Below are 22,058 nucleotides of genomic sequence, written 5' to 3' on the forward strand. Positions count from 1 at the left end.
ATGAAATCCCATTTCCAGTTTTCTAATCAACAACGGAATGGGATTTTTTTATTGTTACTTGTTATAATTACAAGTCAGTGTGTCTATTGGTTTGTTCCGAATCTATTTTCAAATACAAGTTTCGACTTTACCCAAAATCAAAATCAATTAGAAGCTTTTAAAAAAGAATTAGACTCACTTCGTTTAATTAAAATAGCACAAAGTAAACCTAACATTTATCCGTTTAATCCAAATTATATTACAGATTATAAAGGTTATACTTTAGGAATGACCAATGAAGAAATAGATAGACTTCATGCATTTAGAGCTACTGATCAATGGGTGAATTCTGTAAGCCAATTTCAAAAAGTGACGAAAGTATCTGATTCGTTATTAAAAATAATTTCTCCATATTTTAAATTTCCTAGTTGGGTAAACCAATCTCAATCTCAAACCAAGGCATATTCAAACGCATATGCCAACTTTACAAAACGGAAAAGTTTTAAACAAAAAATAGATTTAAATATTGCAACGGCTGCTCAGCTAAAAAAAGTGTATGGTGTTGGGGAAAAACTTTCTCAACGTATTGTAGCCTATCGAAACAAGTTTAAAGGAGGTTTTATTGCGGATATTGAACTCAGTGAAGTCTATGGTTTGTCGCCCGAAGTCATAACACGTATTCAAAATGACTTTACAGTAAAAACACCTAGAGTCATAAAGAAGATTCATCTCAACACGGCGACAAGAGATCAACTTGTAAATATTCAGTATATAGACTATGAAATTGCCCACCATATTATAGAAGAACGTACCCTTAGAGATGGATTTAAATCCTTGGAAGAATTATTAAAAGTTGAAGATTTTCCGGTTAAAAAGATCGAGATAATTAAGCTATATTTGCAACTTTAATAAACACTAATTTATGTCTAAACTATATTTCACAGAAGAGCACAATTTATTCCGAGAAAGCCTCAGGGATTTCTTAAACAAAGAGGTTGTACCACATATTGATAAATGGGAAGAAACGGGTCATATTGAGCGTTTCATCTGGAAAAAATTTGGCGATATGGGCTACTTTGGCCTTGCTACACCAGAAGCTTACGGTGGATTAGATTTAGATTTATTTTATACAGTTATTTTTTTAGAAGAGATGCAGCGTATTAACTCTGGAGGTTTTGCTGCAGCAATGTGGGCACATACTTATTTGGCTATGACGCACTTAAATAAAGAAGGAAACCATGAGCAAAAAGAAAAGTACTTAACGCCAAGTGCCCTTGGTGATGCAATTGGTTGTCTTTGTATAACGGAGCCGTTTGGTGGTAGTGATGTCGCAGGTATGCGAACCACAGCAATTAAAAAAGGTGATACTTATGTTATCAATGGTTCTAAAACCTTTATTACAAATGGAGTTTATAGCGATTATTTGGTTGTCGCTGCTAAAACAAATCCAGAATTAGGAAATAAAGGAATTAGCATTTTTGTAATGGATAGAGATACACCAGGTATTTCTGCAACAAAATTAGATAAGTTAGGTTGGAGAGCTTCAGATACGGGCGAAATTGCTTTTGATAATGTAGAGATTCCGGCTTCAAACCTTATGGGAAAAGAGAATCAAGGTTTTCCATATATTATGCAACATTTTGCTTTAGAGCGATTAATCATGGGAGTCAATGCGCATGCAAGAGCAGAATATGCCTTAGAATATGCGAAACAATATATGTCTGAAAGAACCGCTTTTGGAAGAACCATAGATAAGTTTCAGGCGTTAAGACACACTTATGCAGATTGCGAAACGCAAATGGAAATTTGCAAACAATTTAACTACTATGTTGCTAAGCGATTAGATATGGGAGAGTATGTGGTAAAAGAAGCAACAATGTCTAAGTTACAATCCACAAAAATGGCAGATGATGTTATTTATCAATGTTTACAATTTTTAGGTGGCTATGGTTATATGGAAGAATACCCTTTAGCTCGTATGTCTAGAGACAGTCGTTTAGGACCAATAGGAGGTGGAACTTCTGAGATATTGAAAGAAATTATTGCAAAAATGGTAATTGATAATAAAGATTATAAACCATCGACATAAAGACTTATTATCTTTCATAAAATTAAAATCCTGCACTTAGCAGGATTTTTTTATGGTTCTATTCAATATAAGTAGAAGTTAATAGTTATATTTAAAATTCATCAAATACGTAGAATGAGTCTTCAGTCGTTTTCAGATTATTTATTATTAGAAAAGTCCTATTCTAAGCATACTGTTTTGGCTTATACTAGTGATGTTGAAAATTTTCAAGAGTTCTTAAATAAATACCATAATAGGCTTAGTGTAAAAGATGTAGGGTATTCGGAGTTGAGGCAATGGATTGTAGCATTGGTAGATCAAAAGATTTCTAATAGAACTATAAATAGAAAAGTATCATCGCTTAATACGTATTTTAAATTTTTATTGAAAACAGAAGATATTGATACTAATCCTTTAAAAAAGCATAAGGCTTTAAAAGTAGGGAAGAAGGTGCAGCTTCCTTTTTCAGAACAAGAATTACGATTGGTTCTTGAAAGTGCTATTATCGTTCAAGATTTTGAAAGTGCTAGAGATCATTTAATCGTAGAATTGTTTTACACCACAGGAATTAGACGTATTGAACTTGTAAATTTAAAACTATCCGATATAGATAATGCTAACCGTCAAATAAAAGTGATTGGTAAGCGTCATAAAGAACGCTACATTCCTTTACTAGAATCAATATCTCTGTCCATAAAGCGCTATTTAAGGTATCGAAGTGAATTAGAGAAGATTGATGATAAAGAGGTTTTGTTTTTAACAAAAAAAGGACTTAAAATTTACGAAAAGCTTGTTTACAGAATAATAAATAAGTATTTTAGTATAGCATCTACAAAAGCAAAATGTAGTCCTCATGTTTTAAGGCATTCGTTTGCAACGCATCTACTAAACCAAGGTGCAGATTTAAATGCAATAAAAGAACTTCTTGGTCACACCAGTTTAGCTGCAACTCAAGTATATACACATAATAGTATAGCTGAATTAAGAAAAGTACATGCCAAGGCACACCCAAGAAGTCAACGTTAAGCTAGGCTTAGCTTTTTATAAATCCGTGTTAGATTAAATTCTTAACACATATGTTTAACTTAAAAAATAACTAAATGAAAGTAAACACTCAATCCGTAAATTTTACAGCAGATAGTAAGCTCATTGACTTTATTCAAAAACGTATGGATAAGTTAGATATGTTTTATGATAAAATCATTCAATCCGATGTGTATTTAAAAGTAGAAAACACAAGTGATAAAGAAAATAAAATATTTGAAGCAAAGGTCAGTGTGCCAGGTGATAGTTTTATAGTAAAGAAGCAATGCAAAACTTTTGAAGAAGGTACAGACTCTGCAATTGCATCTTTAGAAAGACAAATAAAAAAGCGTAAAGAAAAATTAAGAGCACATATTTAAATTTTTTTTAAAAAATGTTTTGTTTAGAAAAATAAAATCTTACATTTGCAGTCCGTTAGAAATAGCGGGCTTTTTTATGGTTCGTTTTTGACGGTAAAAAAGTAAGAAAAAGCCGATGTAGCTCAGCTGGCTAGAGCAGCTGATTTGTAATCAGCAGGTCGTGGGTTCGAGTCCCTCCATCGGCTCTTTTAGAAGTTAATTCATAGATTAGCTTTTAAATGTTGAAATTTTGAATTTAAAGTTTTGGGGAGATACTCAAGCGGCCAACGAGGGCAGACTGTAAATCTGCTGACTACGTCTTCGCAGGTTCGAATCCTGCTCTCCCCACAAAAGATTTTTTATAATTAGTAAATAAAAGTTTTATCTTTGCATGCTGAAAGTAAAAAATAATTAGATTTGGTAATTGTTTTGCGTATTGTAAAGTAATTGTTTTTGAAATATTGAAACCCATTAATTAAGTAAGATTAATTAAGAAATGCGAGAGTAGCTCAGTTGGTAGAGCGTCAGCCTTCCAAGCTGAATGTCGCCGGTTCGAACCCGGTCTCTCGCTCTAAAAAATTTGCGAATTAAGACGCGTGATTTTCACTTCGTAAATCTAACCAATCGGTAATCGTAAATGAAAAGCCGGTGTAGCTCAGGGGTAGAGCGTTTCCTTGGTAAGGAAGAGGTCACGAGTTCAAATCTCGTCATTGGCTCTTTTTTTCTAAGAATAGATTAGAATAATAATTGAACACTAATAATATAATTAAGATTAAAATAAATTAAACATGGCAAAGGCAACTTTCGATCGTTCAAAACCACACTTAAACATAGGTACTATTGGACACGTAGATCACGGTAAGACAACTTTAACTGCTGCTATTACTAAAGTATTAGCTGATGCAGGTTTATCAGAAGCAAGATCATTTGATACAATTGATAACGCTCCAGAAGAAAAAGAAAGAGGTATTACAATTAATACATCTCACGTAGAATATCAAACAGCTAATCGTCACTACGCTCACGTTGACTGTCCAGGTCACGCCGATTACGTAAAGAACATGGTAACTGGTGCTGCGCAAATGGATGGTGCTATTTTAGTAGTAGCTGCTACTGATGGGCCAATGCCACAAACTCGTGAACACATCTTGTTAGGACGCCAGGTAGGTATTCCTCGTATCGTTGTTTTCTTAAACAAAGTTGATATGGTTGATGATGAAGAGCTTTTAGAGTTAGTAGACATGGAAGTTAGAGATTTATTAAACTTCTACGAATACGATGGTGATAATGGACCTGTTGTTTCTGGTTCTGCTCTTGGAGCACTTAACGGTGAGCAAAAATGGGTTGATACTGTAATGGAATTAATGGAAGCAGTTGATAACTGGATTGAAGAGCCAACTCGTGATATGGATAAGCCTTTCTTAATGCCTATCGAAGATGTATTCTCAATTACTGGTCGTGGTACTGTTGCAACTGGTCGTATTGAAACTGGTGTAGCTAATACAGGTGATCCTGTAGAAATTATTGGTATGGGTGCTGAGAAATTAACATCTACTATTACTGGTATTGAAATGTTCCGTCAGATTTTAGATAGAGGTGAAGCTGGTGATAACGCTGGTATCTTATTAAGAGGTATTGAGAAATCTCAAATCTCTAGAGGTATGGTAATTACTAAGCCAGGATCTGTAACACCACACGCTAAATTTAAAGCTGAGGTATATATCCTTAAAAAAGAAGAAGGTGGACGTCATACTCCATTCCATAATAACTACCGTCCTCAGTTCTACGTACGTACAACTGACGTAACTGGAAACATTGCGCTTCCTGATGGAGTTGAAATGGTAATGCCTGGTGATAACTTAACAATTACTGTTGAGTTGATTAACACAATTGCAATGAACGTAGGTTTACGTTTCGCTATCCGTGAAGGTGGTAGAACAGTTGGTGCTGGTCAGGTAACTGAGATTTTAGACTAAACTATATAGTTGAAATAATTAATTAAGGTGTCTCGATATTTCGGGACGCCTTGATTATTGTTTATACGTTTTTCTCTTCTGGTGTAAGTTAGATTTATAGAGGAAAATTATAATACGGGTTTAGCTCAGTTGGTAGAGCACTGGTCTCCAAAACCAGGTGTCGTGAGTTCGAGTCTCTCAACCCGTGCGAAAATAATAGAATTGGATTATTTTTTAATCCTTAATAAAAGTAATAATCAAATGGCAGGATTAGTAACATATATAAAAGAATCGTTTGGCGAGTTAAAGAACAATGTGTCATGGACACCATGGCCAGAAGCTCAAAGATTAACAGTGATTGTTGCTGTGTTTTCAATTATATTTTCTTTAGCTATTTGGGGAGTGGATACTGTGTTTAGTAGAGCGGTAAAAGCTTATTTTGATTTTATTCACTAACAATTATACAACAAGAGAGTATGTCTGATAAAAAATGGTATGTTGTTAGAGCGGTAAGTGGTCAAGAAAATAAAATTAAAGCCTACATTGAAAATGAAATTTCAAGATTAGGTTTAGATGATTTTGTAGATCAAGTTCTAGTCCCAACCGAAAAAGTAATTCAAATCCGTAACGGAAAAAAAATAAACAAGGAGAAAGTATATTTTCCTGGTTACATTATGGTACAAGCCAACCTAAGTGGTGAGATACCTCATATTATTAAATCGATAACAAATGTTATTGGTTTCTTAGGCGAAACTAAAGGTGGAGATCCTGTGCCATTAAGACAGTCTGAAGTTAATAGAATGTTAGGTAAGGTAGATGAATTGTCTGTCGAAGCTGATGCTAATGTAGCAATTCCATTTACTAAAGGAGAAACTGTTAAAGTTATCGATGGTCCATTCAATGGTTTTGATGGTACAATCGAAAAAATTAATGAAGAAAAACGTAAGCTTGAAGTAATGGTTAAGATATTTGGAAGAAAGACACCATTAGAGTTAAGCTATATGCAAGTAGAAAAAGTTTAATAATTGTTACATAAAGAGCGTATTATCTATGCTTCCATAATAGATAATCGTAATAAACACTAAGAAATGGCAAAAGAAATAGACAAAGTAGTTAAACTACAAGTTCGGGGAGGTGCTGCGAATCCATCGCCACCGGTAGGACCCGCTTTAGGTGCCGCTGGAGTTAACATCATGGAGTTCTGTAAGCAATTTAATGCTAGAACTCAAGATAAAGCTGGTAAAGTTTTACCAGTTGCAATATCTGTTTACAAAGACAAATCATTTGACTTTGTAATTAAGACTCCTCCAGCAGCAGTACAATTATTAGAAGCGGCCAAACTAAAGAAAGGATCAGGAGAACCAAACCGACGTAAAGTAGCAAAAGTAACTTGGGACCAAGTTAAAGCGATTGCTGAAGACAAAATGGCAGATTTAAATGCCTTTGAAATCGGTTCAGCTATGAAAATGGTTGCCGGTACAGCAAGATCAATGGGTATCACTGTTAAAGGAGGAGAAGCTCCAAACTAAATTTTTAGAAATGGCAAGATTAACAAAGAAGCAGAAAGAAGCAAGAGCAAAGGTTGATAGTAACAAAACTTACTCTTTAGAAGAAGCTTCAGCTTTACTAAAAGAAATTACATATACAAAGTTTGATGCTTCTGTAGATTTAGCGATCAGATTAGGTGTCGATCCACGTAAAGCCAATCAAATGGTACGTGGTGTAGTTTCATTACCGCACGGTACGGGTAAAGACATGAAGGTTCTTGCGCTTGTAACTCCAGATAAAGAAGCAGAAGCTAAAGAAGCAGGTGCTGATTATGTTGGGTTAGATGAATACTTACAGAAAATTAAAGAAGGTTGGACAGACGTTGACGTTATCGTTACGATGCCAAGCATAATGGGTAAGTTAGGACCATTAGGTAGAGTATTAGGACCAAGAGGTCTTATGCCAAATCCTAAGACTGGTACAGTAACTATGGATGTAGCTAAAGCAGTTGCAGAAGTAAAAGCTGGTAAGATAGATTTTAAAGTAGATAAAACAGGTATTGTACATGCACCAATTGGTAAAGCATCGTTTAGTACTGATAAAATTGTTGGGAATGCTCAAGAATTATTATCTACAATTATGAAGTTAAAACCAACTGCGTCTAAAGGAACTTACGTAAAGAGCATTTATATGTCTAGTACAATGAGTCCAAGTATATCAGTTGATACAAAAATAGGATAGTAGTTAAACTTAGAATATTATGACAAGAGAAGAAAAATCCCAAGTAATTGAAGAGTTGACTGCTCAATTAGCAGATAATACAAATATCTATTTAACTGATATTTCTGGATTAGATGCAGTAGCCACTTCAAATTTAAGAAGAGCCTGTTTTAAAGCTAACATAAAATTAGCAGTTGTAAAGAATACACTTTTAGAGAAAGCAATGGAGGCATCGGATAAAGAATTCGGTGATTTACCTGAGACTTTAAAAGGAAATACATCAGTAATGTATTCTGAAACAGGAAACGGACCAGCTAAAGTAATTAAAGAATTCCGTAAAAAATCTGAAAAACCTTTATTAAAAGGAGCATTTATTGAGGAGTCAATTTACATTGGTGACGATTTATTAGATACATTAGTAGAGATCAAGTCAAGAGAAGAACTTATTGGTGAAATTGTAGGCTTACTGCAGTCTCCTGCTAAGAATGTTATCTCAGCACTTAAATCTAGTGGTGGTAAAATCGCAGGTATCGTTAAAACATTATCCGAAAGAGAAGGATAATTTTAAAATTACACAATAGAAAATTATATTATAACACACATTATTAAACAATAGAAAAATGGCAGATTTAAAAGATTTCGCAGAACAATTAGTTAACTTAACAGTAAAAGAAGTTAACGAATTAGCAACAATATTAAAAGATGAGTACGGTATCGAGCCTGCTGCTGCTGCAGTAGCTATGGCAGGTCCAGCTGCAGGTGGTGGAGACGCTGCTGAAGAGCAAACTGAATTTGATGTTATTTTAAAAGCAGCAGGTGGTTCTAAACTAGCTGTAGTAAAATTAGTTAAAGAATTAACTGGTTTAGGTTTAAAAGAAGCTAAAGGTTTAGTTGATGATGCACCAAGTGCAATTAAAGAAGGTGTTTCTAAAGATGAAGCAGAAGCTTTAAAATCTCAATTAGAAGAGGCTGGAGCTGAGGTTGAGCTTAAATAAGCTTACTCATTCAACAATACAAGGTTTAGGTCTGGAGTCGTACTCTAAGACCTAAACCCTTTTGTGTATATAAACGTTATATACATTTTTTAGTTTTTATTTTAATAAAATCTCGTTCATCAATGTTAGCAAAAAAGGCTGAAAGAATTAATTTCTCTTCTATTGTAAATAGAACAGATTACCCAGACTTTTTGGATATCCAAATTAAATCCTTCCAGGATTTTTTCCAATTAGAAACAAAGTCAGAAGAAAGAGGTACTGAAGGTTTGTACAACACCTTCATGGAGAACTTCCCAATAACAGACACGCGTAATCAATTCGTACTAGAATTTTTAGATTACTTTATAGACCCACCAAGATATTCTATCGAAGAATGTATCGAAAGGGGATTAACATATAGTGTGCCTTTAAAAGCAAGATTGAAGTTGTACTGTACAGATCCTGAACATGAAGATTTTGAAACAATTGTTCAAGATGTTTATTTAGGTACAATTCCTTACATGACTCCAAGTGGTACGTTTTGTATTAATGGAGCAGAACGTGTTGTAGTTTCTCAACTGCATAGATCACCTGGTGTATTCTTTAGCCAGTCTTTTCATGCTAATGGAACTAAATTATATTCTGCCAGAGTAATTCCTTTTAAAGGCTCTTGGATAGAATTTGCTACTGATATCAATCAAGTAATGTATGCTTACATTGATAGAAAGAAAAAATTACCAGTTACTACGCTTTTCCGTGCTATCGGTTTTGAACGTGATAAAGATATTTTAGAGATTTTTGACCTTGCAGAAGAAGTAAAGGTTTCAAAATCTGGATTAAAGAAAGTTATCGGTCGTAAATTAGCTGCGCGTGTATTGAATACATGGCACGAAGATTTCGTTGATGAAGATACAGGTGAAGTGGTATCTATTGAGCGTAACGAAATTGTATTAGATCGTGACACTATTATCGATAAAGATAATATTGAAGAAATCCTTGAAGCAGAAGTTAAAACGATTCTTTTACATAAAGAAAGTGCACAACAAGGAGATTACGCAATTATTCATAATACATTACAAAAAGATCCAACAAACTCTGAAAAAGAAGCTGTTGAGCACATATACCGTCAATTACGTAATGCTGAGCCGCCAGATGAAGAAACGGCACGTGGTATAATTGACAAATTATTCTTCTCTGACCAACGTTACTCTTTAGGTGAAGTTGGACGTTACAGAATGAACAAGAAATTACAGTTAGATATCGGAATGGATAAGCAAGTGCTTACTAAAGAAGATATCATTACTATTATAAAATATTTAATTGAACTTATCAATTCTAAAGCAGAGATTGATGATATCGATCACTTATCTAACCGTCGTGTACGTACAGTAGGTGAGCAGTTATCTTCTCAGTTTGGTGTTGGTTTAGCACGTATGGCACGTACTATTCGTGAGCGTATGAATGTTCGTGATAATGAAGTGTTTACTCCGATTGATTTAATTAATGCAAAGACCTTATCGTCTGTAATTAATTCTTTCTTTGGTACAAACCAGTTGTCTCAATTTATGGATCAAACAAATCCTTTAGCTGAGATTACGCATAAGCGTCGTCTTTCAGCATTAGGACCAGGTGGTTTATCTAGAGAAAGAGCAGGTTTCGAAGTACGTGATGTTCACTATACACACTACGGACGTTTATGTCCTATTGAAACACCAGAAGGACCAAACATTGGTTTAATTTCTTCTTTATCTTGTTTCGCGAAAGTGAATGCTATGGGATTCATTGAAACTCCATATCGTAAAGTTGAAGGTGGTGTTGTTGATATTAAAAATACTCCAACATATCTTAGTGCTGAAGAGGAAGAAGATATGTTAATTGCACAAGCAACGATTAATGTTGATGATGATGGAAAAATATTAGCAGATAAAATTATCTCTCGTCAAGAAGGTGATTTCCCTGTTATTGATCCATCAAGTGTTAATTATACTGATGTTGCTCCAAACCAAATTGCATCAATTTCAGCATCTTTAATTCCATTCTTGGAACATGATGATGCCAACCGTGCATTAATGGGATCTAACATGATGCGTCAGGCCGTTCCCTTATTACGTCCTGAAGCACCAATTGTTGGTACTGGTTTAGAACGTCAGGTAGCATCAGATTCTAGAGTATTAATTAATGCAGAAGGAGCTGGTACTGTAGAGTATGTAGATGCTCAAAAAATTACCATAAGATACGAACGTACTGAAGAAGAAGCAATGGTAAGCTTTGAAAGCGATACCAAAACTTATCCTTTAGTAAAATTCAGAAAGACTAACCAAGGGACATCAATCAATTTAAAACCAATCGTTGAGAAAGGTGATAAAGTTGCAAAAGGACAAGTACTTTGTGAAGGTTATGCAACTGAAAATGGTGAATTAGCACTTGGTAGAAATATGAAAGTAGCCTTTATGCCTTGGAAAGGGTATAACTTTGAGGATGCGATTGTAATTTCTGAAAAAGTAGTTAGAGAAGATGTATTTACTTCGATTCATATCGATGAATATTCGTTAGAAGTTAGAGATACCAAATTAGGTAACGAAGAATTAACTAACGATATTCCTAACGTATCTGAAGAAGCGACTAAAGATTTAGATGAAAATGGTATGATTCGCATTGGTGCAGAAATCAAACCAGGTGATATCTTAATTGGTAAAATTACACCAAAAGGAGAATCAGATCCTACACCAGAAGAAAAACTTTTAAGAGCGATTTTCGGTGATAAAGCAGGTGATGTAAAAGATGCCTCTTTAAAAGCATCTCCTTCACTTAATGGTGTGGTTATAGATAAAAAATTATTTGCTAGAGCCGTAAAAGATAAACGTAAGAGAGCACAGGATAAAGAAGATATCGAGAAGTTAGAAGATGCTTACGATAACAGATTTGATGACCTTAAAAATGTGCTTGTTGATAAGTTATTCAACATCGTTAATGGAAAAACAGCTCAAGGAATTTATAATGATTTAGGAGAAGAAATTATTCCTAAAGGTAAAAAGTATACATTAAAGATGTTAAATGCTGTAGATGATTATACACATTTAACTTCAGGAAAATGGACTACTGATGATCATACAAACGAACTTGTCGCAGATCTAATTCACAATTATAAGATTAAGGAAAATGATTTACAAGGATCATTAAGACGTGAGAAGTTTACAATCTCTGTTGGTGACGAGTTACCTGCAGGTATCATAAAACTAGCTAAAGTTTATATCGCTAAGAAACGTAAACTTAAAGTTGGTGATAAAATGGCAGGACGTCACGGTAACAAAGGTATTGTTGCACGTATCGTTCGTCAAGAAGATATGCCGTTCTTAGAAGACGGAACTCCAGTTGATATTGTATTAAATCCACTTGGTGTACCATCTCGTATGAACATTGGTCAAATTTATGAAACCGTTTTAGGTTGGGCAGGTAAAGATTTAGGTAAAAAGTATGCCACTCCAATTTTTGATGGTGCTACGCTAGATCAAATTAATGCCTACACAGATGAAGCTGGTATTCCAAGATTTGGACATACATATCTTTACGATGGTGGAACAGGTGATCGTTTTGATCAACCAGCAACAGTTGGTGTGATTTATATGATTAAACTGGGTCACATGATTGATGATAAAATGCACGCACGTTCTATAGGACCATACTCATTAATTACACAACAGCCATTAGGTGGTAAAGCACAATTTGGTGGTCAACGTTTTGGTGAGATGGAAGTTTGGGCACTTGAAGCTTATGGAGCATCAAGTACTTTACGCGAGATCCTTACTGTAAAATCAGATGACGTTATTGGTAGAGCTAAAACTTACGAAGCTATCGTTAAGGGTGAGCCAATGCCAGAACCAGGACTTCCAGAATCGTTCAACGTACTTATGCACGAATTGAAAGGTTTAGGATTAGATATTAGATTAGAAGAATAAAAATAGTATGCAGTCGCAGTACTCAGTTTACCATCTAAGTGAACTGAATACTGAGACTGAGACTGAATACTAAAAATAACATGGCAAGAAGACAAGATAAGAATACAGTACAGAAATTTAATAAAATTTCTATTGGTTTAGCATCACCTGAGTCTGTTTTAGGAGCATCTCGAGGTGAGGTATTAAAGCCAGAAACTATTAATTATCGAACACACAAACCAGAAAGAGATGGTTTGTTCTGTGAGCGTATTTTTGGTCCTGTAAAGGATTTTGAATGTGCTTGTGGGAAATATAAAAGAATTCGTTACAAAGGTATTGTTTGTGACCGTTGTGGTGTAGAAGTAACAGAAAAGAAAGTACGTAGAGATCGTGTTGGGCATATCAACTTAGTTGTGCCAGTAGCTCATATCTGGTATTTCCGTTCGTTACCAAATAAAATTGGATACCTTCTTGGATTACCATCTAAGAAATTAGATATGATTATCTATTATGAGCGTTATGTGGTTATTCAACCAGGTGCTGCCATTAATGCAGAAGGTGAACCAGTTCAAAAAATGGATTTCTTAACAGAAGAAGAATATCTTACAATTTTAGAATCTCTTGAAAAAGAAAACCAATATTTAGACGATTCAGATCCTAATAAATTCATCGCTAAGATGGGAGCTGAATGTCTTATCGATTTATTAGCTCGTATTGACTTAGATCAATTATCTTACGATTTAAGACACAAAGCCAATAACGAAACTTCTAAACAACGTAAAACTGAAGCGTTAAAACGTTTACAAGTTGTTGAAGCATTTAGAGACTCAAATTTAAATAGAGAAAACAGACCTGAGTGGATGATTATGAAGGCTGTGCCTGTAATTCCACCAGAATTAAGACCTCTAGTACCTTTAGATGGTGGTCGTTTTGCAACTTCAGATTTAAATGATTTATACCGTCGTGTAATTATCCGTAACAATCGTCTTAAGCGACTTGTTGAAATAAAAGCACCAGAAGTAATTTTGCGTAATGAAAAACGTATGTTACAAGAATCTGTAGATTCATTGTTTGATAACACGCGTAAATCATCTGCTGTAAAAACAGATTCTAACAGACCGTTAAAATCGTTATCAGATTCACTTAAAGGTAAGCAAGGTCGTTTCCGTCAAAACTTACTTGGTAAGCGTGTTGATTATTCTGCACGTTCTGTAATTGTTGTAGGACCAGAATTGAAATTATTTGAATGTGGTCTACCAAAAGATATGGCTGCAGAGCTTTACAAACCTTTTGTAATTAGAAAACTAATTGAAAGAGGAATTGTAAAAACTGTAAAATCTGCAAAGAAAATTATAGACAGAAAAGAGCCTGTAGTTTGGGATATCTTAGAGAATGTTTTAAAAGGACATCCAGTACTTTTAAACCGTGCTCCTACCTTACACAGACTTGGTATTCAAGCATTCCAACCTAAGCTTATTGAAGGTAAAGCAATTCAGTTACACCCTTTAGTGTGTACGGCTTTTAATGCCGATTTCGATGGTGACCAAATGGCGGTGCATTTACCATTAGGACCAGAAGCAATTCTAGAATGTCAACTTCTAATGTTGGCTTCACATAATATATTGAATCCAGCTAATGGTTCGCCAGTAACTGTACCTTCTCAAGATATGGTACTTGGTTTATATTATATGACCAAGTTGCGTAAAACGGATGAAAATTATACAGTTAAAGGAGAAGGTTTAACCTTCTACTCTCCAGAGGAAGTAAACATTGCTTACAACGAAAAGAAAGTAGATTTAAATGCCGGAATTAAAGTTAGAACAACAGACTTTAATGAAGAAGGAGAGTTAACTACACAGATTATAGAAACAACTGTAGGACGTGTACTTTTCAACGAAAAAGTACCAAAGGCTGCAGGTTATATAAATGAAGTTTTAACTAAAAAGTCTTTAAGAGAAATTATTCATGGTATTCTTAAGAAAACTAGTGTACCAGAAACGGCTGATTTCCTTGATGAAATTAAAACTTTAGGATATAAGTTCGCATTCCAAGGTGGATTGTCATTTAGTTTAGGTGATATCATTATTCCAGCAGAAAAGCAAGGGATGATTGATTCAGCAAATAAACAAGTCGATGGTATTATGGGTAACTATAATATGGGACTTATTACTAACAACGAACGTTATAACCAAGTTATTGATATCTGGACGTCTACAAATGCTGAATTGACAGAATTGTCTATGAAGCGTATTCGTGAAGATCAACAAGGATTTAACTCGGTATTTATGATGCTTGATTCTGGTGCTCGTGGATCTAAAGAACAGATTCGTCAGTTAACTGGTATGCGTGGATTAATGGCTAAGCCTAAAAAATCTAATGCAGGTGGAGGTGAGATTATTGAAAATCCAATTCTTTCTAACTTTAAAGAAGGACTTTCAATTTTAGAATACTTTATCTCTACGCACGGTGCACGTAAAGGACTTGCGGATACGGCTCTTAAAACTGCCGATGCAGGTTATTTAACACGTCGTCTGGTAGATGTGTCACAAGATGTAATTGTATATGAAGAAGATTGTGGTACATTAAGAGGTATTGAAGTTTCTGCACTTAAGAAAAACGAAGAGATTGTTGAAAGCTTAGAGAACAGAATTGTAGGTAGAACATCTCTCAATGACGTATATGATCCTTTAACAGAAGAATTATTAGTTGAAGCAGGTGGTCATATCGATGATGTCATTGCTAAGAAAATTGGTGATTCTCCACTAGAGTCTATTGAAGTTCGTTCACCATTAACATGTGAAGCTAAAAAAGGAATTTGTGTTAAATGTTATGGTCGTAACCTTGCTACTGGTAAAATGGTGCAAAGAGGTGAAGCTGTAGGTGTAGTGGCTGCCCAGTCCATTGGAGAACCTGGTACACAGTTAACCTTACGTACGTTCCACGTAGGTGGTATTGCAGGTAACATTTCTGAGGACAACAAGTTAACTGTTAAGTTTGATGGTATTGCAGAAATTGAAGATTTAAAAACAGTTAAATCTAAAGATAATGAAGGCAACGAAGTAGATGTTGTAATCTCTAGAACTTCAGAATTAAAATTATTAGATGCTAAAACAGGTATTGTATTAAGTACTAATAATATTCCTTATGGTTCATTCATCTATGTAAAACCAGGTGATAAACTTAAAAAAGGTGATGTGGTTTGTTCTTGGGATCCTTATAACGGTGTAATTATATCTGAATTTGCTGGTCAAGTGAAGTATGAAAACATTGAGCAAGGTATAACTTACCAAGTTGAAATTGATGAACAGACAGGTTTCCAAGAGAAGGTAATTTCAGAATCTAGAAACAAAAAGTTAATTCCAACCTTATTAATTGTTGATAAGGAAGGTGAAACTATACGTTCTTACAACTTACCAGTTGGTGCACACATAATGATTGACGATGGTGATAAAATTGATATCGGTAAGATTTTAGTTAAGATACCTCGTAAATCTGCAAAAGCGGGTGATATTACAGGTGGTCTACCTCGTGTAACAGAGTTATTTGAAGCACGTAATCCTTCTAATCCTGCTGTAGTTAGTGAGATTGATGGTGTGGTATCTTTCGGTAAAATTAAGCGTGGTAACCGAGAAATCATAATTGAGTCTAAACTAGGTGAGGTTAAGAAATACTTAGTAAAATTATCTAATCAAATTCTTGTTCAAGAAAACGATTATGTAAAAGCTGGTATGCCATTATCTGATGGTTCTATTACACCAAACGATATTCTTAATATTAAAGGCCCTTCTGCGGTTCAGCAATACTTAGTAAATGAAGTACAAGAAGTATATCGTTTACAAGGGGTGAAAATTAATGATAAGCACTTCGAAGTTGTCGTAAGACAAATGATGCGTAAAGTTAGAATTATTGATTCTGGTGATACTATCTTCTTAGAAAACCAATTGGTTCATAAATCAGATTTCATTGAAGAAAACGATAAAATTTTCGGTATGAAAGTGATTGAAGATGCTGGTGATTCTGAGAATTTAAAATCAGGTCAAATAGTAACTGTTAGAGAATTAAGAGATGAAAACTCTAGCTTACGTAGAGAAGATAAAAATCTTGTAACTGCGAGAGATGCTAGTCCTGCGACTGCAACTCCAATATTACAAGGTATTACTAGAGCATCATTACAGACCAAGTCATTTATTTCTGCGGCATCGTTCCAAGAAACGACTAAAGTACTTAACGAAGCGGCTGTAAATGGTAAAGTAGATTCACTTGAAGGACTGAAAGAAAATGTAATTGTTGGTCATAGAATTCCAGCAGGTACAGGTGTTAGAGAATACGAAAACATCATTGTAGGTTCTAGAGAAGAGTTCAATGAAATGATGAAGGCTAAAGAAGAAATGAATTTTAATTAATTCTATAGTTTTCTTTCAAAATAATTAATGAATTAAAAGCCTTCTTGTATTTTTACATGAAGGCTTTTAAATTTTAAATAATAATTAATCAGACTCTCTTCACCAAGGGAGTGTAAATAAATTTGCGATGGCAGACGAAAAAAATAATCCGAATAATAAAAAAGGACAAATTAATATCGAGTTGGACGAAAAAATAGCCGAAGGGATCTATTCTAACTTGGCAATCATCAACCATTCTGTATCAGAATTTGTCGTAGATTTTGTAAGCATTATGCCTGGAACACCAAAAAGTAAGGTAAAATCTCGAATCATTTTAACTCCACAGCATGCTAAGCGTCTATTAAAAGCTTTAGCTGATAACGTATCGCGTTTTGAAAAGGCTCATGGTGAAATTAAAGATTATGAGCAACCACCAATTCCTCTGAATTTTGGACCAACAGGTCAAGCTTAATACGTGGTTTGTAGAAATGATAAAATGATAAGTTGAATTATTATCAACGCTAGAAACACAAAAAAAACCTTTGAATAATGCATTCAAAGGTTTTTTTATTCGGTCTAATTTTCAAAAACTATGCGACTTCTTTTTTATTTAGACGATATTTTAAAGCACCAGAAGGGCATTTGTTAATCTGGTTAATAATGACGTCCGTTTGTGCTCCGTCTAGATCGATCCATGGGATTACAGAACTTCTAAATACATTTGATAATTGTTTGGCGCAGAAACCTGCATTGGTGCAACATCGCGGTGTATAGCTTACTGTAATCTTGCCGTTACTGAAAACGTTTTCGTTATTATCCATAATTAGTAGATTAGTTTGGGTTAATCTTCAGTTTATACTATTTCTAGTGAAGTAAACGTAATTAATACAAGGTTAAAAAGCAAAAATCTTCGACGAAATACGTTTTATTTTAACGTTTACAGCACTATGTTAATGTGTTATTCAAATTCGGAAGTCATGTGAAAAGTAATACTCGGATATTTCTGTTGTGTCATCTGCAAAGAAAACATAGAATCCGCTAGAAATACCAATTGGTTTTGTTTGTCTCTTGCGAGGAAACGCTGTTTAACGCGTATAAACTCTTTATATTCTTCACTTTTTTTATCCTTAGCTTCAACCCAACAGGCTTTGTGTACATTTAAGTTTTCATAGGTACATTTTGCTCCATATTCATGTTCTAATCTGTACTGAATTACTTCATATTGTAAAGCACCAACGGTACCAATGACTTTTCTGCCATTTAAATCTAATGTAAATAATTGCGCGACTCCTTCATCCATTAATTGATCGATACCTTTATAAAGTTGTTTGGCTTTCATAGGATCAGCGTTATTAATATATCTAAAATGCTCAGGAGAGAAGCTTGGTACTCCTTTGTAATTTAGTATTTCACCTTCAGTTAAACTATCACCTATTTTAAAACTTCCGGTATCTTGTAATCCCACAATATCTCCTGGGTATGATATGTCTACAATTTCTTTCTTTTCCGCAAAAAAGGCATTAGGACTAGAGAATTTAAGCTTTTTATTATGTCTAACATGCAGGTATGGTGTATTTCGTTTAAATTCTCCTGAAACAATTTTCACAAAGGCTAAACGGTTTCGATGATTAGGATCCATATTGGCATGTATTTTAAATACAAAACCACTAAATTGTTCCTCTTCTGGTTTTACTAAGCGCTCTTCACTATGTTTTGGTCTCGGTTTTGGAGCAATCTCTACAAAACAATCTAACAACTCTCGTACACCAAAATTATTTAATGCCGAACCAAAGAATACGGACTGTTGCTGTCCGTCTAAATACGCTTCTTTATTAAAGTGTGGATATATACCATCTACTAATTCAATTTCTTCGCGTAATGTGTTTGCGGCTTTTTCTCCAACTAATTTGTCTAACTCCGGTGAGGCTAAATCGGAGATTTCAATGGTTTCTTCAATATCTTTTCTATTATCGCCAGAAAATAAATTGATATTTTTTTCCCAGATATTATAAATACCTTTAAAATCATAGCCCATGCCTATAGGAAAACTTAAAGGCACAACCGTGAGTCCTAATTTCTGTTCAATTTCATCTAACAAATCAAATGCATCTTTCCCTTCTCTATCCATTTTGTTAATGAATACAATCATAGGTATGTTACGCATTCTACAGACTTCTACTAATTTTTCAGTTTGCTCCTCAACACCTTTGGCAACATCAATAACAACAATAACACTGTCTACTGCAGTTAAAGTTCTAAAAGTGTCTTCTGCAAAGTCTTTGTGACCAGGCGTATCTAAAATGTTAATTTTAATACCATTATATTCAAAAGCTAATACAGAAGTGGCTACAGAGATTCCACGCTGACGCTCTATTTCCATAAAATCACTGGTTGCTCCTTTTTTTATCTTATTACTTTTTACAGCACCAGCTTCTTGGATAGCACCACCAAATAAAAGTAGTTTTTCTGTTAAGGTCGTTTTACCAGCATCTGGGTGTGAAATAATTCCAAAAGTTCGTCGTCTGTTAATTTCTTTTATAAAACTCATAATACACTTAAAAATGACTGCGAAGATACTATTATTAAATACAATTAAAATACATCTGAGATTCGCTTTTTACAAATTGCCCTTTTATTTTTTTATGAATTACTTCACTTTTATATCATTTTAAGATGTTAATTTAGCATTATGATAGAAGAACAAGTCATCTTAGTAGATGAAAATGATACTAAAATTGGATTAATGCCCAAAATGGAGGCGCATGAAAAAGCACTTTTGCATCGCGCATTTTCGGTATTTGTATTTAATGATAAGAATGAATTAATGCTTCAGCAACGTGCATTGCATAAGTACCATACTCCAGGGTTGTGGACTAATACATGTTGTAGTCATCAGCGTGATGGAGAGAGTAATCTAGAAGCTGGTAAACGTCGGTTACAAGAAGAAATGGGATTTGTCACTGAACTCCAGGAAAAAACTTCATTTATATACAAAGCACCTTTTGATAATGGATTAACAGAGCACGAATTCGATCATATTATGATTGGGTATTACAATGAGGATCCTAATATAAACCCAGAAGAAGTAGCAAGCTGGAAATGGATGTCTTTAGAGGATGTAGAGTCTGATATTGAAAAAAATCCTCAGCTTTACACAGCTTGGTTTAAGATCATTTTTGAAAAGTTTTATGAATTTATAAACGTCAATCAATAATGCAAGTTACAGTTCATAGGAAAGCACATTTTAATGCCGCACATAGGCTTTATAGAAAAGATTGGAGTTTTGAAAAAAATGAAACCGTTTTTGGTTTGTGTAATAATCCCAATTATCATGGACACAATTATGAATTAATAGCTAGTGTTACGGGAGATATTGACCCAGAAACAGGTTATGTTGTTGATATTAAGACTTTAAAAGATATTATTAAAGTTGAAGTAGAGGATGCTTTTGATCATAAGAATTTAAATCTCGATGTTCCAGAATTTAAAGAACTTAATCCTACAGCTGAAAATATTGCTGTGGTGATTTATAATAAAATTAAGCCAAAACTTAACCCTAAATTTCACCTCGAAATAACACTTTACGAAACACCTCGTAACTTTGTTAGTTATTCCGGGAATTAAAAAAACATATTACTATGCTACATCCATTAAAATTTCAACCCATTCTTAAAGATAAAATTTGGGGAGGAGAAAAGTTAAATCAATACTTTAATAAAAATTCTAACTCTAAAAGTTTAGGTGAGAGTTGGGAGGTAAGTACCGTTTCAAATGATATATCTGTGGTGAGTAATGGAGAATTATCCGGACATTCACTTCAAGATTTAGTAGATAAATATAAAGCTGATTTTTTAGGTGAAAAAAACTGGAAACGTTTTGGTAACGCTTTTCCTTTGCTGATTAAATTTATTGATGCCAAACAAGACCTCAGTATTCAATTACATCCTAATGATGAATTAGCAAAAAAACGGCACAATTCTTTTGGTAAAACAGAAATGTGGTATGTAATGCAAGCAGATAAGGATGCGAACTTAATCGTTGGATTTAAAGGAGAGGTTGATAAAGCCACTTATTTAAAGCATCTTGAAAACAATACACTTACAGAAATTTTAAATTTTGATAAAGTAAAAGAAGGTGACACCTATTTTATTGAAGCAGGTAGAGTACATGCCATTGGAGCTGGCGTTTTATTAGCGGAAATTCAGCAAACTAGTGATGTAACGTATCGTGTTTATGATTGGGATCGTGTTGATGATGAAGGTAATGCACGTGAGTTACATAATGATATTGCTATTGATGCTTTTGATTTTGAAATGAAAAATGATTTTAGAGTCGATTATAATACGCAGAAAAATACCTCTAATGAAATGGTCAGTTGTCCTTTCTTTACTACCAATTTTATAGAAATAGATGCTGATATTGAAGTTAATAATACACGCGATTCTTTTATGATATATATGTGTGTAGACGGTGAGGTTGAAGTCTCTACTAACGCTACAAGTGATAAAATCTTTAAAGGAGAAACGATATTAATACCTGCAAGTCTTAAAAATTTTAAACTAAAATCTAACTACGGAAAACTTTTAGAGGTTTACGTTTAAAACTTCAGATAAAAATTAACAAGGAGAATCGAATAACTAAAAGGATTTAGTACTTTTGCGGTTATTAAAAAAATAATTATTATGGCAAATAAAAGAGAATTAAAAAAAGATATCAATTACGTTTTAGGAGATATCATTGAAGCAGTTTACGTTTGGGAACTAGCAAATGCAGAAAAGCCAACAAAAGAAAGTGAAGCGGTTATAGATGAAGCAATTTCTACATTCGATGAGTTAATAGCACGTGTTAACGATAGAAGTGTTGAAAATAAGAAAGCTCACTTTAAAGCTATTAATGCAGATTTAGAATCTAAAGGAAGAGCTTTAATTGAAAAAATTAATAATTTAAAATAATTTTGTTTGCAAATTTGAAAATCTATTTTAAATTTGCGCTCGCTTACAGAAACAAGTAAGCGATTTATTGCCGATGTAGCTCAGCTGGCTAGAGCAGCTGATTTGTAATCAGCAGGTCGTGGGTTCGAGTCCCTCCATCGGCTCTTAAAAGTAAAAATCCAATCACTTATATGATTGGATTTTTTATTTTAAACTTTCTTAGGCACAACGATAAGCTACCGAA

At 34.1% G+C, this 22,058-nt stretch carries 20 protein-coding genes and 6 tRNA genes; 24 read left to right on the plus strand and 2 right to left on the minus strand.

Going from position 1 to position 22,058, the window contains the following annotated elements; translation table 11 throughout:
• The 19 genes from C8N41_RS09470 to C8N41_RS09560 all read left to right on the plus strand — a co-directional run bounded on the left by C8N41_RS09470 (position 1) and on the right by C8N41_RS09560 (position 17,355).
• Entirely contained in the window at positions 1–888 is an 888-nt protein-coding gene (locus C8N41_RS09470) for a ComEA family DNA-binding protein (protein ID WP_115839093.1), read from the plus strand.
• A gap of 13 nt (positions 889–901) precedes the next feature.
• Positions 902–2,068, plus strand: a complete 1,167-nt coding sequence (locus C8N41_RS09475; RefSeq protein ID WP_115839094.1) for an acyl-CoA dehydrogenase family protein — start codon at positions 902–904, stop codon at positions 2,066–2,068.
• Between the two features lie 114 nt (positions 2,069–2,182).
• Entirely contained in the window at positions 2,183–3,073 is an 891-nt protein-coding gene (locus C8N41_RS09480) for a tyrosine-type recombinase/integrase (RefSeq protein WP_115839095.1), read from the plus strand.
• Between the two features lie 74 nt (positions 3,074–3,147).
• Positions 3,148–3,450 carry a ribosome hibernation-promoting factor, HPF/YfiA family gene (hpf, locus tag C8N41_RS09485; RefSeq protein WP_092446932.1) on the plus strand — a complete coding sequence of 101 codons (303 nt, stop codon included), beginning with the start codon at positions 3,148–3,150 and terminating at the stop codon, positions 3,448–3,450.
• Positions 3,451–3,561: 111 nt separating this feature from the next.
• Positions 3,562–3,635, plus strand: a tRNA-Thr gene (locus C8N41_RS09490).
• A gap of 60 nt (positions 3,636–3,695) precedes the next feature.
• Positions 3,696–3,777, plus strand: a tRNA-Tyr gene (locus C8N41_RS09495).
• Positions 3,778–3,927: 150 nt separating this feature from the next.
• A tRNA-Gly gene (locus C8N41_RS09500) sits at positions 3,928–4,000 on the plus strand.
• A 73-nt stretch (positions 4,001–4,073) separates the two neighbouring features.
• Positions 4,074–4,145 (plus strand) — tRNA-Thr (locus C8N41_RS09505).
• Positions 4,146–4,217: 72 nt separating this feature from the next.
• On the plus strand, positions 4,218–5,405 hold the full coding sequence (tuf, locus tag C8N41_RS09510; RefSeq protein WP_092446933.1) for an elongation factor Tu: 1,188 nt from the start codon (positions 4,218–4,220) through the stop codon (positions 5,403–5,405).
• A 114-nt stretch (positions 5,406–5,519) separates the two neighbouring features.
• A tRNA-Trp gene (locus C8N41_RS09515) sits at positions 5,520–5,592 on the plus strand.
• Positions 5,593–5,645: 53 nt separating this feature from the next.
• The gene (gene secE / locus C8N41_RS09520; RefSeq protein WP_092446934.1) at positions 5,646–5,840 is read left to right on the plus strand and encodes a preprotein translocase subunit SecE; all 195 of its coding nucleotides are present in this window, start codon (positions 5,646–5,648) and stop codon (positions 5,838–5,840) included.
• A gap of 20 nt (positions 5,841–5,860) precedes the next feature.
• Entirely contained in the window at positions 5,861–6,406 is a 546-nt protein-coding gene (gene nusG, locus C8N41_RS09525) for a transcription termination/antitermination protein NusG (RefSeq protein WP_092446935.1), read from the plus strand.
• A 66-nt stretch (positions 6,407–6,472) separates the two neighbouring features.
• Positions 6,473–6,913, plus strand: coding sequence for a 50S ribosomal protein L11 (gene rplK / locus C8N41_RS09530; RefSeq protein ID WP_092446936.1), 441 nt, complete (start codon positions 6,473–6,475; stop codon positions 6,911–6,913).
• 10 nt (positions 6,914–6,923) lie between these two features.
• Positions 6,924–7,613: a 50S ribosomal protein L1 gene (gene rplA, locus C8N41_RS09535; protein WP_092446937.1), complete on the plus strand. Its 690-nt coding sequence runs from the start codon at positions 6,924–6,926 to the stop codon at positions 7,611–7,613.
• A 19-nt stretch (positions 7,614–7,632) separates the two neighbouring features.
• Positions 7,633–8,154: a 50S ribosomal protein L10 gene (gene rplJ, locus C8N41_RS09540; RefSeq protein WP_092446938.1), complete on the plus strand. Its 522-nt coding sequence runs from the start codon at positions 7,633–7,635 to the stop codon at positions 8,152–8,154.
• Positions 8,155–8,212: 58 nt separating this feature from the next.
• Positions 8,213–8,587: a 50S ribosomal protein L7/L12 gene (gene rplL, locus C8N41_RS09545; protein WP_092446939.1), complete on the plus strand. Its 375-nt coding sequence runs from the start codon at positions 8,213–8,215 to the stop codon at positions 8,585–8,587.
• Positions 8,588–8,709: 122 nt separating this feature from the next.
• Entirely contained in the window at positions 8,710–12,522 is a 3,813-nt protein-coding gene (gene rpoB / locus C8N41_RS09550; protein ID WP_115839096.1) for a DNA-directed RNA polymerase subunit beta, read from the plus strand.
• An 80-nt stretch (positions 12,523–12,602) separates the two neighbouring features.
• Positions 12,603–16,904: a DNA-directed RNA polymerase subunit beta' gene (rpoC, locus tag C8N41_RS09555; protein WP_115839097.1), complete on the plus strand. Its 4,302-nt coding sequence runs from the start codon at positions 12,603–12,605 to the stop codon at positions 16,902–16,904.
• 127 nt (positions 16,905–17,031) lie between these two features.
• Positions 17,032–17,355: a DUF3467 domain-containing protein gene (locus tag C8N41_RS09560; protein ID WP_092446942.1), complete on the plus strand. Its 324-nt coding sequence runs from the start codon at positions 17,032–17,034 to the stop codon at positions 17,353–17,355.
• Positions 17,356–17,473: 118 nt separating this feature from the next.
• Here C8N41_RS09560 and C8N41_RS09565 read toward each other — a convergent pair whose 3' ends face one another.
• Positions 17,474–17,704, minus strand: a complete 231-nt coding sequence (locus tag C8N41_RS09565; RefSeq protein WP_092446943.1) for a (4Fe-4S)-binding protein — start codon at positions 17,702–17,704, stop codon at positions 17,474–17,476.
• A 137-nt stretch (positions 17,705–17,841) separates the two neighbouring features.
• On the minus strand, positions 17,842–19,431 hold the full coding sequence (locus C8N41_RS09570) for a peptide chain release factor 3 (RefSeq protein ID WP_115839098.1): 1,590 nt from the start codon (positions 19,429–19,431) through the stop codon (positions 17,842–17,844).
• Between the two features lie 141 nt (positions 19,432–19,572).
• Here C8N41_RS09570 and idi point away from each other — a divergent pair, with 141 nt between their 5' ends.
• The 5 genes from idi to C8N41_RS09595 all read left to right on the plus strand — a co-directional run bounded on the left by idi (position 19,573) and on the right by C8N41_RS09595 (position 21,978).
• Positions 19,573–20,097, plus strand: a complete 525-nt coding sequence (gene idi / locus C8N41_RS09575; RefSeq protein ID WP_092446945.1) for an isopentenyl-diphosphate Delta-isomerase — start codon at positions 19,573–19,575, stop codon at positions 20,095–20,097.
• Complete coding sequence (locus C8N41_RS09580; protein ID WP_115839099.1) at positions 20,097–20,507, plus strand: 6-pyruvoyl trahydropterin synthase family protein; 411 nt, start codon at positions 20,097–20,099, stop codon at positions 20,505–20,507. Before idi ends, C8N41_RS09580 begins: the two co-directional genes overlap by 1 nt.
• A 14-nt stretch (positions 20,508–20,521) precedes the next feature.
• Positions 20,522–21,484, plus strand: coding sequence for a type I phosphomannose isomerase catalytic subunit (locus C8N41_RS09585; RefSeq protein ID WP_115839100.1), 963 nt, complete (start codon positions 20,522–20,524; stop codon positions 21,482–21,484).
• 81 nt (positions 21,485–21,565) lie between these two features.
• Positions 21,566–21,835, plus strand: a complete 270-nt coding sequence (locus C8N41_RS09590) for a hypothetical protein (protein ID WP_092446948.1) — start codon at positions 21,566–21,568, stop codon at positions 21,833–21,835.
• 69 nt (positions 21,836–21,904) lie between these two features.
• A tRNA-Thr gene (locus tag C8N41_RS09595) sits at positions 21,905–21,978 on the plus strand.
• Positions 21,979–22,058: the final 80 nt, after the last annotated feature.

The sequence above is a fragment of the Winogradskyella sediminis genome (assembly GCF_003387355.1).
Lineage (GTDB): Bacteria > Bacteroidota > Bacteroidia > Flavobacteriales > Flavobacteriaceae > Winogradskyella > Winogradskyella sediminis.

Excerpts from the sequence above, each read along its gene's own strand:
- secE (WP_092446934.1), top strand. The coding sequence starts at position 5,646 with ATGGCAGGATTAGTAACATATATAAAAGAATCGTTTGGCGAGTTAAAG.
- C8N41_RS09565 (WP_092446943.1), bottom strand. The coding sequence starts at position 17,704 with ATGGATAATAACGAAAACGTTTTCAGTAACGGCAAGATTACAGTAAGC.
- C8N41_RS09470 (WP_115839093.1), top strand. The coding sequence starts at position 1 with ATGAAATCCCATTTCCAGTTTTCTAATCAACAACGGAATGGGATTTTT.
- rpoC (WP_115839097.1), top strand. The coding sequence starts at position 12,603 with ATGGCAAGAAGACAAGATAAGAATACAGTACAGAAATTTAATAAAATT.
- C8N41_RS09475 (WP_115839094.1), top strand. The coding sequence starts at position 902 with ATGTCTAAACTATATTTCACAGAAGAGCACAATTTATTCCGAGAAAGC.
- rplJ (WP_092446938.1), top strand. The coding sequence starts at position 7,633 with ATGACAAGAGAAGAAAAATCCCAAGTAATTGAAGAGTTGACTGCTCAA.
- rplA (WP_092446937.1), top strand. The coding sequence starts at position 6,924 with ATGGCAAGATTAACAAAGAAGCAGAAAGAAGCAAGAGCAAAGGTTGAT.
- rplL (WP_092446939.1), top strand. The coding sequence starts at position 8,213 with ATGGCAGATTTAAAAGATTTCGCAGAACAATTAGTTAACTTAACAGTA.
- C8N41_RS09560 (WP_092446942.1), top strand. The coding sequence starts at position 17,032 with ATGGCAGACGAAAAAAATAATCCGAATAATAAAAAAGGACAAATTAAT.
- rpoB (WP_115839096.1), top strand. The coding sequence starts at position 8,710 with ATGTTAGCAAAAAAGGCTGAAAGAATTAATTTCTCTTCTATTGTAAAT.
- idi (WP_092446945.1), top strand. The coding sequence starts at position 19,573 with ATGATAGAAGAACAAGTCATCTTAGTAGATGAAAATGATACTAAAATT.
- nusG (WP_092446935.1), top strand. The coding sequence starts at position 5,861 with ATGTCTGATAAAAAATGGTATGTTGTTAGAGCGGTAAGTGGTCAAGAA.
- rplK (WP_092446936.1), top strand. The coding sequence starts at position 6,473 with ATGGCAAAAGAAATAGACAAAGTAGTTAAACTACAAGTTCGGGGAGGT.
- C8N41_RS09580 (WP_115839099.1), top strand. The coding sequence starts at position 20,097 with ATGCAAGTTACAGTTCATAGGAAAGCACATTTTAATGCCGCACATAGG.
- tuf (WP_092446933.1), top strand. The coding sequence starts at position 4,218 with ATGGCAAAGGCAACTTTCGATCGTTCAAAACCACACTTAAACATAGGT.
- C8N41_RS09570 (WP_115839098.1), bottom strand. The coding sequence starts at position 19,431 with ATGAGTTTTATAAAAGAAATTAACAGACGACGAACTTTTGGAATTATT.
- hpf (WP_092446932.1), top strand. The coding sequence starts at position 3,148 with ATGAAAGTAAACACTCAATCCGTAAATTTTACAGCAGATAGTAAGCTC.
- C8N41_RS09480 (WP_115839095.1), top strand. The coding sequence starts at position 2,183 with ATGAGTCTTCAGTCGTTTTCAGATTATTTATTATTAGAAAAGTCCTAT.
- C8N41_RS09585 (WP_115839100.1), top strand. The coding sequence starts at position 20,522 with ATGCTACATCCATTAAAATTTCAACCCATTCTTAAAGATAAAATTTGG.
- C8N41_RS09590 (WP_092446948.1), top strand. The coding sequence starts at position 21,566 with ATGGCAAATAAAAGAGAATTAAAAAAAGATATCAATTACGTTTTAGGA.